Source organism: Acinetobacter sp. AR2-3, from assembly GCF_001878775.1.
GTDB lineage: Bacteria > Pseudomonadota > Gammaproteobacteria > Pseudomonadales > Moraxellaceae > Acinetobacter > Acinetobacter lwoffii_D.
In genome coordinates this window covers 34,984-49,753 of the sequence record NZ_MJIQ01000019.1, presented here as the reverse complement: position 1 = coordinate 49,753, position 14,770 = coordinate 34,984, and the positions used below count along the sequence as shown (strand labels likewise).

Genomic DNA, 14,770 nt, shown 5'->3' with positions numbered 1-14,770 from the left:
AATATGAGTAATTATTCAACAGTTGCTGAATCTAACCATTTTATTATTCTTGATAAATATATCAATGAATCTCAAGCACTGGATACTTATCAAACTGAAGCAGATTTAGAGCGTGAACTCATACAAGATCTAACTAATCAGGGCTACGATTTTTTATCCAATATAAATCATGCTCAGGCTATGTTGAATAATGTGCGAGAGCAATTACAGTTACTCAATAATGTGCAATTTTTAGAGAGTGAATGGTCGCGTTTTGTTGAAACATATTTGGATAAATCAAGCGATCGTATTGTAGATAAAACTAGAAAAATTCATGATGACTATATTCATGATTTTGTTTTTGATGATGGTCGTATTCAAAACATCTATTTACTTGATAAAAAAAACATTGCTCGTAACAAAGTTCAAGTCATTAAACAGTTTGAACAAAAAGGTAATCATGCCAACCGTTATGATGTCACCATTTTGATCAATGGTTTACCATTGGTACAAGTTGAACTGAAAAAGCGTGGTATGGCGATCCGTGAAGCATTTAATCAAGTGCATCGTTATAGCAAAGAAAGTTTCAATAGTGAAAACTCACTATATAAATACTTACAACTGTTCGTTATTTCCAATGGGACAGATACTCGCTATTTTTCGAATACCACAGCACGTAATAAAAACAGCTTTGATTTTACGATGAATTGGGCTAAATCAGATAATAGCTTGATTAAAGACCTAAAAGATTTTACAGCGACATTTTTCCAAAAAAATACCTTACTCAATGTGTTGTTGAATTACTCCGTATTTGATGTAAGCGATACTTTGCTTGTAATGCGTCCTTATCAAATTGCTGCAACAGAACGTATTTTGTGGAAAGTTAAAAGCTCATTTGAAGCCAAGAGTTGGAGTCAAGCCTCAAGTGGTGGATTTATTTGGCATACCACTGGTTCAGGTAAAACCTTAACTAGTTTTAAAGCAGCTCGTTTAGCAACTGAACTTGATTTTATTGAAAAGGTTTTTTTTGTGGTCGATCGCAAAGACCTTGATTATCAAACTATGAAGGAATACCAACGTTTTTCTCCTGACAGTGTAAACGGTTCTGAAAGTACGGCTGGATTAAAACGAAATTTGGATAAAGATGATAATAAAATTATTGTAACAACTATCCAAAAGCTAAATATCTTGATGAAAACTGAAAATGATTTGCCGATATATAACAAGCAAGTCATGTTTATATTTGATGAATGTCATCGAAGTCAGTTTGGTGAAGCACAGAAAAATTTAAAGAAAAAATTCAAAAAATTTTACCAATTTGGTTTTACAGGCACTCCGATTTTTCCTGAAAATACATTAGGTAATGAAACCACTGCTAGCGTATTTGGTACATACGACAAGGATAAAAATAGGGGTGCTTTGCATGCCTATGTCATCACCGATGCGATCCGTGATGAAAAAGTCCTCAAATTTAAAGTTGATTATAATGATGTACGTCCACAATTTAAAAATATAGAAAAAGAACAAGATGTCAAAAAGCTGAGTGCTTATGAAAATAAACAAGCTTTATTGCATCCAGATCGTATACGCGAAATTAGTCAGTACATCCTAACTAACTTTCGTCAAAAAACGCATCGTTTACAAGTAGGTAGCAAAGGCTTTAATGCCATGTTTGCCGTGACTAGCGTAGATGCTGCTAAGTTGTATTATGAGTGCTTAAAAGATTTACAAAAAAATAGTGATAAGCCTTTAAAGATAGCGACTATATTTTCATTTACAGCGAATGAAGAGCAGGATGCTTTGGGTGATATTCAAGATGAAAGTTTTGACGTATCAGCTATGAATAGTAGTGCTAAGGAGTTTTTAAGCTCTGCAATTGCAGACTATAACGCAATATTTAAAACGAACTTTAGTGTTGAAACTAAGAGTTTCCAAAACTATTATCGTGATTTAGCTAAGCAAGTCAAAGCTAAAGAAATTGACTTGCTGATTGTGGTCGGTATGTTCTTAACAGGATTTGATGCACCAACATTAAATACTTTATTTGTCGATAAAAATTTGCGTTATCACGGTCTTATACAAGCATACTCACGGACTAACCGCATTTTTGATGCGACTAAAACATTTGGCAATATCGTAACTTTCCGTGATTTAGAACAGCCAACGATTAAAGCTATTCAATTATTTGGTGATCCTAATACACAGAATATTGTTTTAGAGAAAAGCTATGAAGAATATATGGAAGGCTTCACAGATGTATTAACTGGAGAGGCAAGAAGAGGCTATATAGAAGTAGTTAAAGAGTTGGAGCAACGGTTCCCTAACCCCGATGAAATTTTTAAAGAGTCAGATAAAAAGGCATTTGCTAAATTATTTGGTGAGTACTTGCGAGTAGAAAACGTACTGCAAAACTATGATGAATATGCGAGTCTAAAAGAATTACAAACTGTTGATTTGAATGATGCTAGTGCAGTTGAAGAATTTAAAAATAAGCATTATTTAAATGATGAAGAGTTAGGACAGCTCACAGCAATTGATATGCCAGCTGAACGTAAAATCCAAGACTATCGATCTAGCTATAACGATATACGTGATTGGTTACGTAGGGAACGATTAGCGGAGCAAAAAGAAAAATCTACGATTGATTGGAACGATGTGGTTTTTGAGGTTGATTTATTAAAGTCACAAGAAATCAATTTAGACTATATTTTAGAACTTATCTTTGAAAGTAATAAAAAAATCAAGGATAAAGTCGCGTTGGTTAATGATATGCGACGTGTGATTCGCTCAAGCTTGGAGAGTCGATCTAAAGAAAGTCTGATCGTTGATTTTATTAATCATACTGATTTAGACAAGATTGAGGATAAAGCTAGTGTAATGGATTCTTTTTACACTTTCGCTCAAATAGAACAGCAGCGTGAGGTTCAGGAACTGATTCAGGATGAAAACTTGAATGAGGGCGCCACTAAAAGATATATCATGGCTTCATTGAAGAGGGAATTTGCAAGTGAAAACGGCACTGAACTTAATGCGATTTTGCCTAAAATGAGCCCATTGAACCCACAGTATTTGACTAAGAAACAAAATGTTTTCCAGAAAATTTCATTTTTAGTTGAGAAGTTTAAGGGTGTTGGCGGTAGTTTAAAATAAAAATAAGATCTGTTGGCTAACTACCTGTGTTGCCACAGGTAGTTAGCATTAGTGGGTTAAATTGGGTAAAGTTAGAAGTATTAAATATAGAAATATTAGACAATTAGGTAATGGGTTAAACTGTCACCATCTCAAAATGATAGTAAAAGAAAAAAGGTTGTAGCAGGTGTTAGATACAAATGGATTCATAGAGGAAAATATGGATACTAGATCTTACTCAGATATGGCTACAGCTATTCAAAGGTTAAAACTTGATACAAGCAAAGACTTAGACAATTTAGAGTCATTGAAAATTAAATAGCTAATCGAAATACCAGTCTGCTTTTGTCTTCTGAAAAGAGTTGAATAAGCTGGAACTGTCCAATTTAAACCCGATAATTTATAGTTTAATAAGACTATGCAAAAATCCTGCGACCATACGCAAAGAAAGTCGAAATAGAAATTTTATGCTAAAACAGCATTGAATCGCTGTATCTGAGTAAGCGTCCGCTGAATCCCATGCCTATTTTTTAATTTTGGTCGGATTTCCAGCGGTGTGGCAGTAATTCTTCTATTTGGGTCACTTTATGTGTCGGCAGCCTTTTCAGCACATCACTGAGATAGGCATACGGATCCAGGCCATTCAGCTTTGCTGACTGGATTAAAGTCATGATATTTGCCGCTCGCTGACCACTACGCAGTGACCCAGCAAACAGCCAGTTCTTGCGTCCCAAGGCCCAAGGACGCATCTGGTTTTCCACCCAATTATTATCTATAGGTAGATTGCCATCATCCAGATAGCGGCTTAAAGCTGGCCAACGCTTCAGAGTGTAATTGATGGCCTTGGCGGTTGGAGAACTCGATGGCACAGTCAGTTGATGTTGGTTAAGCCATTCATACAGTTGTTGCATCACCGGTTGACTATGCTGTTGTCGGTATTCGCGGCGCTGTTCTGCCGTACCATCGGTCTTTTTCCTGAGTTCTGCTTCTATCGCATACAGTTTCTGAATCAGCACCAATGCCTGTTCAGCGACCTGACTTTTCCCGGTCACATACAGTTCATGGAATTTACGACGTGCATGGGCCATGCAGCCCACCTCAATGACCTGGCCTGATTTAAAGCGTGCTTTATAACCACTGTAATCATCACAGACCAGATAGCCCTGCCAGCCTTTCAAGAACTCTTCAGCATGCTGGCCTGAACGACTATCTTGAAAGTCATAGATCACTGCCTGAACTGGATTGTACTGTGTGGTGGCATAGGCCCAGACATAACCTTTCTTCGGTTTTTTCTCATTCTCACCCATCCGCATAATGGTGACTGGTGTTTCATCTGCATGCAGCACCTGCTGTTGCAGCACCACCTGTTTTAAGGCATTGGCCAGAGGCTCCAGTTCTACACCGCAGCGACCAATCCAGTCAGATAATGTGGATCTGGACAGATCAACACCTGCGCGTAGAAAGATCAGGCGCTGACGGTACAGCGGCAAATGATCGGCATACTTCGATACCAGCACATGGCTGAGCAATTCAGGACTGGCAATACCTTTATCAATCACATAGGCGGGCATCGCTTGCTGAGTCAGGGTGTCGCACTGATCACAGACCCATTTGCCACGGACATGCTGTTCCTTGTAGAATTGTGCCGGTCTGAAATGCAGTTTTTCACTGATATCTTCGCCGATACGACGTAACTGGCAGCCACAACTGCATTGGGTTGATGCAGGTTCATGCTCAATACGGATGGTGTGTAGATGATCTGGCAGCAGTCGACGTTTAGGTTTGTTGACTGTGGCTTTCTGTGTCGCTGCATCGGTTTTATCTGCATTTAATCGTTCTAATTCCAGATCAACGGCTGCGATATCTTCTTCGACCGCTTCGTCCCATAGATGGATTTGTTTTGCGGTGAGATGTTCGTTTTTACTGCCGAATTTATGCTTTTTAAACAGCGCCAGTTCATGCTCGTATTTTTGAGTGAGAACAGAGAGGTGTTGAACTTTGGCATCCAATTCTTGATTTGATTGCGCCAGAGACTGATGCTGCAGAGCCAACTGTCTGGTGAATTCCAGTAGTTGTTCATGGGTCAGTTGGCTTAAGTCAGGCAGCGTATTCATGACCGCAGTATGCCTGAGGTCATGAAGAGAATGAAATAGAACGTTTGGAGGATGGCAGAATAGCCGAGCTTGGTTTAGAGCATCGTGACCACCTGCTGTCGTCCAATGCGCTGCCAGGGCAAACCCTGGATTAATGCCTGTAACTGTTCCGGACTGATCGCCATGCTTTCACCCTGGTGAACCTGCGCCCAGTGGAATTTTCCCTGTTCCAACCGCCGGGCACACAGCCAGATGCCCAGTCCATCATGTACCAGCACTTTCATGCGATGGCCACGTTTATTACAGAACAGGTAAGCACAATGCGGTTTAATGTAGCCAAAGGCTCTCACCACCTGAGCCATGACAGTATCCATCCCTGCTCGCATATCCAGAGGTTGGGTAGAAAGCCAGATTTCATCAATGCTGATCATGTTGCAAGTGCCTTGAGTAATTCTGCTAAAGCAGATATTTCTGATACTTGCCATTTCAAGCCAATTTCTGCTTTTGAGTGGGGTAAAGTAATTTGAACCGTTAACATGTCAGTAGGAGTAGGATCTAATGGTGCAGAGCAAGATAAGGCAATAAATGCAGGTTTATTCGGTAGTGGTGAGCGATCATTCCCTGGCTTACCATCAATTAAGCGAATCCATTTGGATACAAGATTTGTATTCAATCCATGTTGCAAAGCGACCGAAGCAATTGAAACGTCCGGTGCTTTACAAGCCTGAACGATCTGCTGTTTAAATTCAGCACTGTATGTTCTTCGTTTTTTCGCAAGAGATGCGATGGATGTCTGGTTATTTGTAGTCATGAATTTTAGTCCCCACTTGTTTTTAAGTGGGGACTAAATTAAGGCTTATAGGATGAATTCATAAGGTGTGTTCAGCGGACGCTTACGTATCTGAGTAAGTTTGATTTCGATCTTGTTTGCCTTTTTGCTAGGTATATCATGTGAAAAACATATGAAGAAAAAAGCCATTTTGAAGATGGCTTGTTTATCAATTTAAACAACAGAAATGATGAATTAAATATAAACAAACTTAGAAATCTGTCTTGCGTAGTCCACCACTGTTTCAGCCACTTCACCACGAAATTCCTGTTCAGTATAAGTACTGAGTGGGCAACTGACAGAGAGTACCGCAGCCACTTCTTGGCTGGATTGACTATAAATAGGCGCAGCACAAGCGGCCATATCTGTATTGAAATGCCCCCAACTGACAGCAAATGACATTTTACGTACTTCATTTAAACGGGCAAGTAATGAATTGAGATCGCTAGGTGTTCGTTCAGAGAATACTTTCCAGTCATTCATATTTTCATAACGTTTAATAACTTCTGCTTCAGGGAGCTGTGACAAAATCAATTGACCGATGACCGTCGCGTGTGCAGGCCAGCGTGTGCCGATATGTACAGTGCTAGTGAATGGGCCAATCGATTGCACATTGCTAATAAAGACTACATCAGTGTCTTCTAATACAGATAAATGTACTGCAATTTTAATGTGATCCCGCAACGTGCGCATAATAGGTGTAGCCAAATCAGTTAAAGAAGATTTAGATAGGCTGTTAAAACCTAGTTCCATCACATTACTGTTCAACGCATAGGCCTTTTGCGACATTTTTCTTAAATAGCCACAATGTTCTAAAGTATGAATTAGACGGAAGGCACTAGAACGGTTGACCTCAATTTTTTCCGCTATTTCAGAAATAGTCATTTCCTGATGATGTTGATCAAATAACTTTAAAATTGCTAACCCTCGGATCAAACCTGGAACTAGATAACGTTCATCATTACTAGTTTCCGCTTCTTGCTCTACTGGGGCAGTTGTATTAATTGAATTCATTTGCCAAGCTCATCTTTGATTAAGTTTATACCTAATTTAGCTATTTTAGCGAGCAAAAAACAAGATAACAATGTTTATATATAAAACATTTATTTTTAAATAAAACATTGCAAAATGTGTTTTTTTAATATGTATATGAAAAATATAAATTTATAAAAATTGACAATTAAATCGTTCACAGACTATTCTATTTAAATAGTTTTAAATATTAAATATTGTTTTGTATATAAAACATGGAAGATGAGCACATGAACTGGATATCTGTTTGTAACGTGAGTGATGTTGCTGAGGAAGAACCTAAAGCGGTTGAAATCGAAGACAAAAAGATTGGTGTCTTTGTGATCGAGGAAAATTACTTCGCGGTTGAAAATGTATGCCCACATGCATTCGCACTGCTAACTGAAGGCTTCATTGAAGGACTCACAGTTGAATGCCCACTGCACGAAGCGATTTTCAATTTAGAAACTGGTGCATTGGAAAGTGGCCCAGGATGCAGAGATTTATGTACTTACCCAATACGAGTTGAGAACGGTGAAGTTCAGATTCAATTCTAAGGGCTAAGAAAGAAAGGGAAGATTTCACATGAAAGAATTTAATGAAAAACTTACACGATGGATTAATGCAGTTCCTTCTACTGATGCAGGCATCAACAATATTCAAATTCCGGGCAAGGTCGAGCACTTGGTTTGGCAAAACCGCAGCTATGCACCTAGCCAGTACGAATTGGATTTAGTACAGCATCTCATTCAAGCCTTTAGCAATGATGTGACAGAGCTAGATGCTTTAACCGATGCTTTAAATCAGCAAGGGTTTAGAACAGTGGCAGGCGATGTATGGACTACTGAAAGCTTCTCGAAAGAGATGCAGCGTCTAGGCTACTAAGAAAAGGATTTCATTATGACTACAGAAATGAATTTAGAACAATATTTGGATCTCGGTCTGCGTGATCAGTGGTATCCCGTATTGGCAAGTTGGGAAGTGGGTTCAAATCCAGTCGGGATTACTCGTGTAGGCGAAAACATTGTGGTATGGCGCGATGATCAAGGTGCTGTACATGCTTTAGAAGACCGCTGTCCGCACCGCGGCGCACGTTTGTCACTGGGCTGGAACCTCGGAAACCGCGTTGCTTGCTGGTATCACGGTGTGGAAGTGCGTCACGATGGCGTGGTGGAAGATGTGCCTGCAGTGCATGATTGCCCGCTCAAAGGCAGTGACTGCGTGAAGTCTTATCAAGTCAAAGAAATGCATGATGCGATTTTTATTTGGTTCGGAATTGATGATAAAGAAGCACCAGTAGAATTAAGCTTGCCAGAACAGCTTGCCAGCGAAGAATGGAGTTCATTCCTGTGTATGGCAGATTGGAAAGTCAATCATCAGTATGCGATTGATAACGTGATGGATCCAATGCATGGCACTTACCTGCACTGCACATCACACTCGATGGCGGAAGGTGAGCGCACAGCTGAAATGAAACACCGCGCAACCAAAGAAGGCTTTATCTTCGAAAAAGAGGGTCAAACCGGTGTGAACTTTGATTGGGTGGAATACGGTCAGACCGGCGCTGCATGGCTGCGTTTATCGATTCCATACCGTAAAGAATTTGGTCCAGGCGGCGTATTCTGGATTGTCGGCTTTGCAACCCCAATTGATGCGGAAAACACCCGTGTATTTTTCTGGCGCTGCCGTAAAGTTTCTGGCTGGCAACGGAATGTGTGGCGTTTCATGTACCGTAACTATTTGGAAAAATTGCATTGGGACGTACTCGAACAAGACCGTATTATTTTGGAAAACATGGCGCCAAATGCACGCCAGCATGAATTCCTGTATCAGCACGATGTTGGTCTTTCACGCCTGCGTCGCATGATGAAAAAAGAAGCGGAAAAGCAAATCAAGAAAATTACGGCGATGCGTGCTGAAGCGCAAGACGATAACCGTATTGAAATGAAGGATGCTGCCAATGGTTAGCCTGCAAATTTTAGCCGGCAAACGCATTCTGATCACCGGTGCGGCACGCGGCTTAGGACGGGATTTTGCACAGGCTGCAGCTGAGGCAGGCGCTGTGGTGGTCATGGCAGATATCTTGGCGGATTTAGTTTATAAAGAAGCGCAGGCCTTGGCAAAAAACGGCTTGAAAGTTTCATCGGTGATGATGGACCTCAGTGATAAACAATCTATTCAAAACGCGGTGCAAATTGCAGTCGATATTTTGGGCGGATTAGATGGCTTAATTAATTGTGCAGCGCTGGCAACAGGTGTTGGCGGTGTGGATATGATGGGCTATGACGAAGCGCTTTGGGATCGTGTCATGACGGTCAATGTCAAAGGCACATGGTTGGTTTCACAAGCCTGTGTCCCGCATTTAAAGGCTTCAGGTGAAGGAAAGATCATCAATATTGCCTCAGACACCGCTTTATGGGGTGCACCAAAGTTGATGGCTTATGTAGCCAGTAAAGGTGCCATTATCTCCATGACCCGTTCGATGGCCAGTGAATTAGGCCCAGATAATATTTGCGTCAACACCATCAGCCCGGGGCTGACTTTAGTTGAAGTGACAGAATATGTGCCGCAATCACGTCATGACTTATACGTTAATGGAAGAGCAATACAGCGTCAGCAGCTTCCACAGGATATTAACGGTACAGCGATTTATCTGCTTTCAGATCTATCGTCTTTTGTCACCGGGCAGAATATTCCTGTGAACGGCGGTTTTGTATTTAATTAAGGAGCGAGACATGATTACAGGAATTGAAGTCCTTAAATTTGGTGTCGAAAACCGCCAAGAGGCGAAAACCTTTTTAGCTGATTTTGGCTTAAAAGCTGTTGACTCTGATATTGATGGCGCAGATTTATATCAAACTCAAAATGGCAGCAAAATTTATCTGTTTGATCTTGCTGATATACGTTTGCCCGCAGCCATTGAAGCCGGTTCAACACTGCGTGAAGTGACATGGGGCGTTGAAAATAAGCAGGATTTTGAAACCTTGGCGGCTAATTTAGCCAATGAGCCGGGCTTTAGCCGTTCAGCAGAACGTGTGCAGTGTCTTGACCCAAATGGTATGACCATTGTATTTGAGAAAAGTATAACTCATGCATTGCCGCAAGCGAAAACCGAAGGCATTAATCAATTTGGTAATATCCAGCGCGTGAATGCAGCCAGTCCTGTGTATGAAAAAGCAGAACCTGTGGCGATTGGTCATGTGGTATTTTTCACACCGGATTTGGAAACCACACAAGCGTTTTATATTGAAAAAGTCGGCTTCCATTTATCCGATGCTTACCGTAAGCGCGGTGCATTTTTACGCTGCAGTGGTGAGGGTTTTCACCATGATTTATTCCTGCTTTCGATTCCGAATAAGCCTGCTGGCTTAAACCATGTGGCTTTTGTGGTGCGTGATATTCATGAAGTGATTGGCGGCGGTTTAAGCATGAACCGTCAAGACTGGTCGACTTTTATTGGTCCCGGTCGACATCCAATTTCATCGGCATATTTCTGGTATGTCAACTCACCATTGGGCGGTGCTTTTGAGTACTACACCAATGATGATTATTTGACAGAAGAGTGGCAGCCACGTGAAGAAGAACATAGTTTGGAGCTGTTTACTGAGTGGGCAATTGAAGGCGGTTTAGATCATGAAACCCGCCGTCAGATTAAACCCGCTTAAAGCCCAATCAGGATAAGGAGATCAGCATGGACAGGATTGTAATTGTGGGTGCAGGGCAAGCCGCAGGCTGGGCAGTGCATACGCTGCGCCGTCAAGGTTTTGGCGGTGAAATTCATGTGGTATCCAATGAAGATCAGGTCTTCTATGAGCGTCCGCCATTGTCAAAGCAAGTACTGTCGCAGGAAGCGGCAGTTGAAAGCTTGAATTTATTTTCTGCCGATCAGGTCAATGATTTTTCAGTGACTTGGCATAAGCCAGATCACGCTGTAAAACTGGATAAGGCGGATAAAACCGTACATTTGGAAAGTGGAAAAATCCTACCTTATGACAAGCTGCTCATTGCGACAGGCAGCCGTGCGCGTATTCCTGTTTCTGCGTGGTCTAGCATGCACAACGTGTACACCATGCGCGACATTAAAGACTGCCAAAAATTGGCTGAAAAATTTAAGTCGGCAGAGCACATTGCAGTGATTGGCGGCGGCTGGATTGGTCTTGAAATTGCAGCCACTGCACGCAAGCAGGGCAAGCACGTTGAAATTTTTGAATACGGTTCACGTCTTTGCGCACGCAGTGTGAGTCCTGAAGTCTCAGATTATTTAAAGCAATTGCATGAAGATGCGGGCACGGCCACTCATCTTAATGCCACCAAGCTGCATTTGATCGAAACAGCTGATCAGAAAGTCGAAGTTTTTGCTGCGGATATTAAATTAAAGCAGTTTGATTGTGTGGTGGTGGGTGCAGGTGCGGAAATTGCAAAGGAATTGGCTGCTTTAGCTGAACTAGAAGTTAAAGATGGCATTGTGGTAAATAAATTTGGCCAAACATCCGATGCAGATATTTATGCTGCAGGCGATGTGGCGATTCATCCATCACTCGGATACTGCATTCAGTCTTGGGCGAATGCGCAAAATCAAGCTATTTCTGCAGCTAAATCAATGTTGGGTGAGATGACGGCCTATCAGGATATCCCTTGGTTATGGTCAGATCAGTATCAATGTAACATTCAGATTTTAGGGACTTATCAGCCTGAAAAAACTCATCAGGTGGTGATCCGTCAAACCTCAGATACACAGATCAGCTTTTTCTATTTAGATGAACAGAATCAATTGCTGAATATGATTGCAGTGAATGATTCAAAATTAATCAAACTGGCAAAACGATGGATGGCCAGCCAGCGCGAATTGGATCCAGCTCAATTGCAAGATCCAGACTTTAATTTAATGAAATTGAAGTAAGCATTTAAAACAATATCAGCCCATGAATGAAAGGATTTACCCATGGATAATGATGCAAAAACAGGATTAAAGCATTGGACACCCGCGATCATTTTAATGATCTGCGTGGTACTGGCTTTCTTTGACAAAATCAGTATTGCTGTCTTGTTTTCAGATGAGACCTTCCAAAATGCGATGGGCATTGGACAAGACAAGGCTAAACTGGGCTGGCTGATGACCAGTTTCCTGTTGGCTTATGGCTTTTCATCAATGTTTTTAAGCTTTTTAGGCGACATTTTCTGCCCTAAAAAAATGCTGTTTTGGAGTGTGACGTCTTGGGGCCTATTGATGTTCTTGATGGGTTTCACGACAGATTATTCCACGATGATGACGCTGCGTGTACTGCTCGGTTTGGCAGAAGGCCCATTATTTGCATTGGCTTATACCATTGTGAAACAAACCTATACCGACCGGCAGCAAGCGCGCGCTTCGACCATGTTCCTGCTCGGGACCCCAATTGGCGCATTCCTAGGCTTCCCGATAACGGCATTTGTTTTGGCGCACTATGACTGGCACACCACGTTCTTTGTTATGGGGGCATTGACCTTCATTGTATTGATACTGATTGTGTATGGCCTGCGTAACTTACAGCTGAAACGTACCGTGGATTTGGAAGGCGTTGGCAAACGCGTAAATTTCAAAACGCATTTGAGTAATACCAAAAGCTTGCTGGGCAATGGTTCTTTTTGGCTGCTATGCATTTTTAATATCGCTTTGATGACCTATTTATGGGGTCTAAACAGTTGGGTGCCGTCTTATCTGATTCAAGATAAAGGCTTCAACTTAAAAGAGTTTGGCATTTATTCAAGTCTGCCATTTATTGCCATGTTGATTGGTGAAGTGGCTGGTGCATTCCTTTCAGACAAACTAGGCAAACGGGCAATTCAGGTCAGCGGCGGTTTACTGATTGCAGGCATCTTTATGTATGTGATGGTCATTGCGAAAGATCCAATGCTAGTGATTTTAGCCATGTCTTTAAGTGCAATGGCCTGGGGTTTTGGTGTCGCGGCAGTGTTTGCACTGTTGGCACGCATTACTTCAGCAGATGTTGGTGCAACCGCAGGCGGTATTTTTAATGGATTAGGTAACTTTGCTAGCGCAGCAGCGCCTGTAATTATTGGCGCAATCGTGATGCAAACTGGCAGTTTTAATATTGGTATTACGTTCTTGGCAGCCGTTGCCGTGATTGGTTCCTTCTTCTTGGCACCATTACTAAAACGCTACTGATGTTTAAGCGCACTGATTCAAGCGCCGTTTGATGCGGCAAAGAAACAGTACAGCGCACATTAATTTGCCGTGATTCAGACAGCTTAAGCCAAAGGATCACGGACTAACCAAACCTCAATGAGGACACAGCATAGCTTTAAACAAGAGCTTGAATGCTGCAAAAGGAGAAATTCATGTCTGCACAACAATTTGAAACTTGGACACAGCCTGAAGGTCAATCATTAGAAGACTGGATTGGCGGACGCATAGCTCGCTTTGAAACACGTCAATACGATTTTGATGCACTCAAATTTCAAGCGGATTACCACCCGAAATACCGCCGTGCGCAAATGCGTTATATGGGAACAGGCGCTACAGGCGTAGCAAACGATGGCAATACTGTTCCTGCAGAAAACTTTACGTTTTCAACCATGGTGCTACCGCCGCAATGTGAAGGCCCACTGCATATCCATCACGATGTAGAAGAAGTGTTCTTCATGCTGCGCGGTGAAATTGATTTGTTTATTGAACATGACGGTCAGAAGTTTTCAACCCGCTTAAAAGAGCGTGACTTGATTTCAATTCCACCGGGTATCTACCGTGGTTTGTTTAATCCAGGAACAGAAGATGCCTTGATGTGTGTGATGTTAGGTACGGGCAAACCGACCATTCCGAACTATCCGCCTGAACACCCGTTGTCTCAAATCAAGCGTTAATTTTTAGGAAGTGAAGTGATGACTTTAATTGATCAATTGGCACAGTTTGAATTGAAAACCGTTCAATTTGATGGTGTGCAGCAATCTTACCGCGAAGCGGGTAAAGGTAAAACATTGGTGCTGTTACACGGCATCAGTTCTGGCTCAGGTTCTTGGGTCAAGCAGCTGCAAGATTTAAGTCATCATTTTCATGTGATTGCATGGGATGCACCGGGCTATGGGCAATCGGATCGTTTAGCTGCGCAGCCTAATGCAGAAGATTATGCCAAACGTTTAAAAGGCATGTTGGATGCTTTAGGGCTTAACTTAGGTTCGGGGCAGGGTCAAAACAAAATTATTTTGGTTGGCCACTCTTTGGGTGCAATGCAGGCTGCGGCCTTTAATGCGCTTTATCCAGAGGTTATAGAGGCTTTAGTTATTGCTAATGTAGCGCAGGGTTACAAAGACAGTGATGCGCAGAAGCAGCAAGATGTTTTTGAAAAGCGTCCAAAAATGCTGCAAACACTGGGTGCTTCAGGTATGGCGCAATCACGCGGACCGCACCTAGTGGTCAATGCTTCAGCCGAAGTGCTGGCACTGATTGATGCAGTGATGCAAAACATCGATTTACAAGGTTTTACTGATGCTTCGTACCTCCTGGCCTACGATGCAATTCAAAGTTATTTACTGCCAGCACAACAACATGTACATGTCATCAAAGGCATGGTGGATGGCATTACCCCACCGCAAGATATTCAAGCATTGGCGGATCAGTTCCAGCTGAAGCCATGCTACGAAATTGTCGCTGCAGGCCATTTAAGTTATCTGGACCAAGCAGAGCAATTTAACCAAATTTTATTGTCGCTTAATGACGCACGGATGTGAGATA

General features: G+C 41.8%; 14 protein-coding genes and 1 pseudogene. 10 read left to right on the top strand and 5 right to left on the bottom strand.

Annotation, left to right across the window (positions count from 1 at the left end; all coding sequences use genetic code 11):
- The first annotated feature begins 3 nt into the window (after positions 1-3).
- The gene (locus BFN00_RS01095) at positions 4-3,129 is read left to right on the top strand and encodes a type I restriction endonuclease subunit R (RefSeq protein ID WP_071850198.1); all 3,126 of its coding nucleotides are present in this window, start codon (positions 4-6) and stop codon (positions 3,127-3,129) included.
- Between the two features lie 297 nt (positions 3,130-3,426).
- Here the strand turns inward: BFN00_RS01095 and BFN00_RS01090 are convergent.
- The 5 genes and pseudogenes from BFN00_RS01090 to BFN00_RS01070 all read right to left on the bottom strand — a co-directional run.
- Positions 3,427-3,610: pseudogene (locus tag BFN00_RS01090) on the bottom strand (transposase); the annotation flags it as partial.
- 28 nt (positions 3,611-3,638) lie between these two features.
- Positions 3,639-5,222: an IS66 family transposase gene (gene tnpC, locus BFN00_RS01085; protein ID WP_071850197.1), complete on the bottom strand. Its 1,584-nt coding sequence runs from the start codon at positions 5,220-5,222 to the stop codon at positions 3,639-3,641.
- 74 nt (positions 5,223-5,296) lie between these two features.
- Entirely contained in the window at positions 5,297-5,632 is a 336-nt protein-coding gene (gene tnpB / locus BFN00_RS01080) for an IS66 family insertion sequence element accessory protein TnpB (RefSeq protein ID WP_005006379.1), read from the bottom strand.
- A complete protein-coding gene (gene tnpA / locus BFN00_RS01075; RefSeq protein WP_005006377.1) occupies positions 5,629-6,012 on the bottom strand; it encodes an IS66-like element accessory protein TnpA in 384 nt (127 codons plus the stop codon). The genes tnpB and tnpA overlap by 4 nt, the downstream gene beginning before the upstream one ends.
- A 213-nt stretch (positions 6,013-6,225) precedes the next feature.
- Positions 6,226-7,044, bottom strand: a complete 819-nt coding sequence (locus BFN00_RS01070; protein ID WP_071850196.1) for an IclR family transcriptional regulator — start codon at positions 7,042-7,044, stop codon at positions 6,226-6,228.
- Between the two features lie 248 nt (positions 7,045-7,292).
- Here BFN00_RS01070 and BFN00_RS01065 point away from each other — a divergent pair, with 248 nt between their 5' ends.
- The 9 genes from BFN00_RS01065 to BFN00_RS01025 all read left to right on the top strand — a co-directional run bounded on the left by BFN00_RS01065 (position 7,293) and on the right by BFN00_RS01025 (position 14,766).
- On the top strand, positions 7,293-7,598 hold the full coding sequence (locus BFN00_RS01065; RefSeq protein WP_071850195.1) for a non-heme iron oxygenase ferredoxin subunit: 306 nt from the start codon (positions 7,293-7,295) through the stop codon (positions 7,596-7,598).
- Positions 7,599-7,626: 28 nt separating this feature from the next.
- Positions 7,627-7,926, top strand: a complete 300-nt coding sequence (locus BFN00_RS01060; RefSeq protein ID WP_071850194.1) for a recombinase-like helix-turn-helix domain-containing protein — start codon at positions 7,627-7,629, stop codon at positions 7,924-7,926.
- A gap of 15 nt (positions 7,927-7,941) precedes the next feature.
- Positions 7,942-9,009 carry a Rieske 2Fe-2S domain-containing protein gene (locus BFN00_RS01055; RefSeq protein ID WP_071850193.1) on the top strand — a complete coding sequence of 356 codons (1,068 nt, stop codon included), beginning with the start codon at positions 7,942-7,944 and terminating at the stop codon, positions 9,007-9,009.
- The gene (locus BFN00_RS01050; protein ID WP_071850192.1) at positions 9,002-9,766 is read left to right on the top strand and encodes an SDR family oxidoreductase; all 765 of its coding nucleotides are present in this window, start codon (positions 9,002-9,004) and stop codon (positions 9,764-9,766) included. The genes BFN00_RS01055 and BFN00_RS01050 overlap by 8 nt, the downstream gene beginning before the upstream one ends.
- Before the next feature lie 10 nt (positions 9,767-9,776).
- On the top strand, positions 9,777-10,706 hold the full coding sequence (locus tag BFN00_RS01045) for a VOC family protein (protein ID WP_071850191.1): 930 nt from the start codon (positions 9,777-9,779) through the stop codon (positions 10,704-10,706).
- A gap of 26 nt (positions 10,707-10,732) precedes the next feature.
- The gene (locus tag BFN00_RS01040) at positions 10,733-11,941 is read left to right on the top strand and encodes an NAD(P)/FAD-dependent oxidoreductase (protein WP_071850190.1); all 1,209 of its coding nucleotides are present in this window, start codon (positions 10,733-10,735) and stop codon (positions 11,939-11,941) included.
- Between the two features lie 42 nt (positions 11,942-11,983).
- Positions 11,984-13,207 carry an MFS transporter gene (locus BFN00_RS01035; protein WP_071850189.1) on the top strand — a complete coding sequence of 408 codons (1,224 nt, stop codon included), beginning with the start codon at positions 11,984-11,986 and terminating at the stop codon, positions 13,205-13,207.
- Positions 13,208-13,380: 173 nt separating this feature from the next.
- The gene (locus BFN00_RS01030; RefSeq protein ID WP_071850188.1) at positions 13,381-13,902 is read left to right on the top strand and encodes a cupin domain-containing protein; all 522 of its coding nucleotides are present in this window, start codon (positions 13,381-13,383) and stop codon (positions 13,900-13,902) included.
- Between the two features lie 15 nt (positions 13,903-13,917).
- A complete protein-coding gene (locus tag BFN00_RS01025) occupies positions 13,918-14,766 on the top strand; it encodes an alpha/beta fold hydrolase (RefSeq protein ID WP_071850187.1) in 849 nt (282 codons plus the stop codon).
- The last annotated feature ends 4 nt before the right edge of the window (positions 14,767-14,770 follow it).

Coding starts and splice junctions, on each gene's coding strand:
- BFN00_RS01095 (WP_071850198.1), top strand. CDS start 4: ATGAGTAATTATTCAACAGTTGCTGAATCTAACCATTTTATTATTCTT.
- tnpC (WP_071850197.1), bottom strand. CDS start 5,222: ATGAATACGCTGCCTGACTTAAGCCAACTGACCCATGAACAACTACTG.
- tnpB (WP_005006379.1), bottom strand. CDS start 5,632: ATGATCAGCATTGATGAAATCTGGCTTTCTACCCAACCTCTGGATATG.
- tnpA (WP_005006377.1), bottom strand. CDS start 6,012: ATGACTACAAATAACCAGACATCCATCGCATCTCTTGCGAAAAAACGA.
- BFN00_RS01070 (WP_071850196.1), bottom strand. CDS start 7,044: ATGAATTCAATTAATACAACTGCCCCAGTAGAGCAAGAAGCGGAAACT.
- BFN00_RS01065 (WP_071850195.1), top strand. CDS start 7,293: ATGAACTGGATATCTGTTTGTAACGTGAGTGATGTTGCTGAGGAAGAA.
- BFN00_RS01060 (WP_071850194.1), top strand. CDS start 7,627: ATGAAAGAATTTAATGAAAAACTTACACGATGGATTAATGCAGTTCCT.
- BFN00_RS01055 (WP_071850193.1), top strand. CDS start 7,942: ATGACTACAGAAATGAATTTAGAACAATATTTGGATCTCGGTCTGCGT.
- BFN00_RS01050 (WP_071850192.1), top strand. CDS start 9,002: ATGGTTAGCCTGCAAATTTTAGCCGGCAAACGCATTCTGATCACCGGT.
- BFN00_RS01045 (WP_071850191.1), top strand. CDS start 9,777: ATGATTACAGGAATTGAAGTCCTTAAATTTGGTGTCGAAAACCGCCAA.
- BFN00_RS01040 (WP_071850190.1), top strand. CDS start 10,733: ATGGACAGGATTGTAATTGTGGGTGCAGGGCAAGCCGCAGGCTGGGCA.
- BFN00_RS01035 (WP_071850189.1), top strand. CDS start 11,984: ATGGATAATGATGCAAAAACAGGATTAAAGCATTGGACACCCGCGATC.
- BFN00_RS01030 (WP_071850188.1), top strand. CDS start 13,381: ATGTCTGCACAACAATTTGAAACTTGGACACAGCCTGAAGGTCAATCA.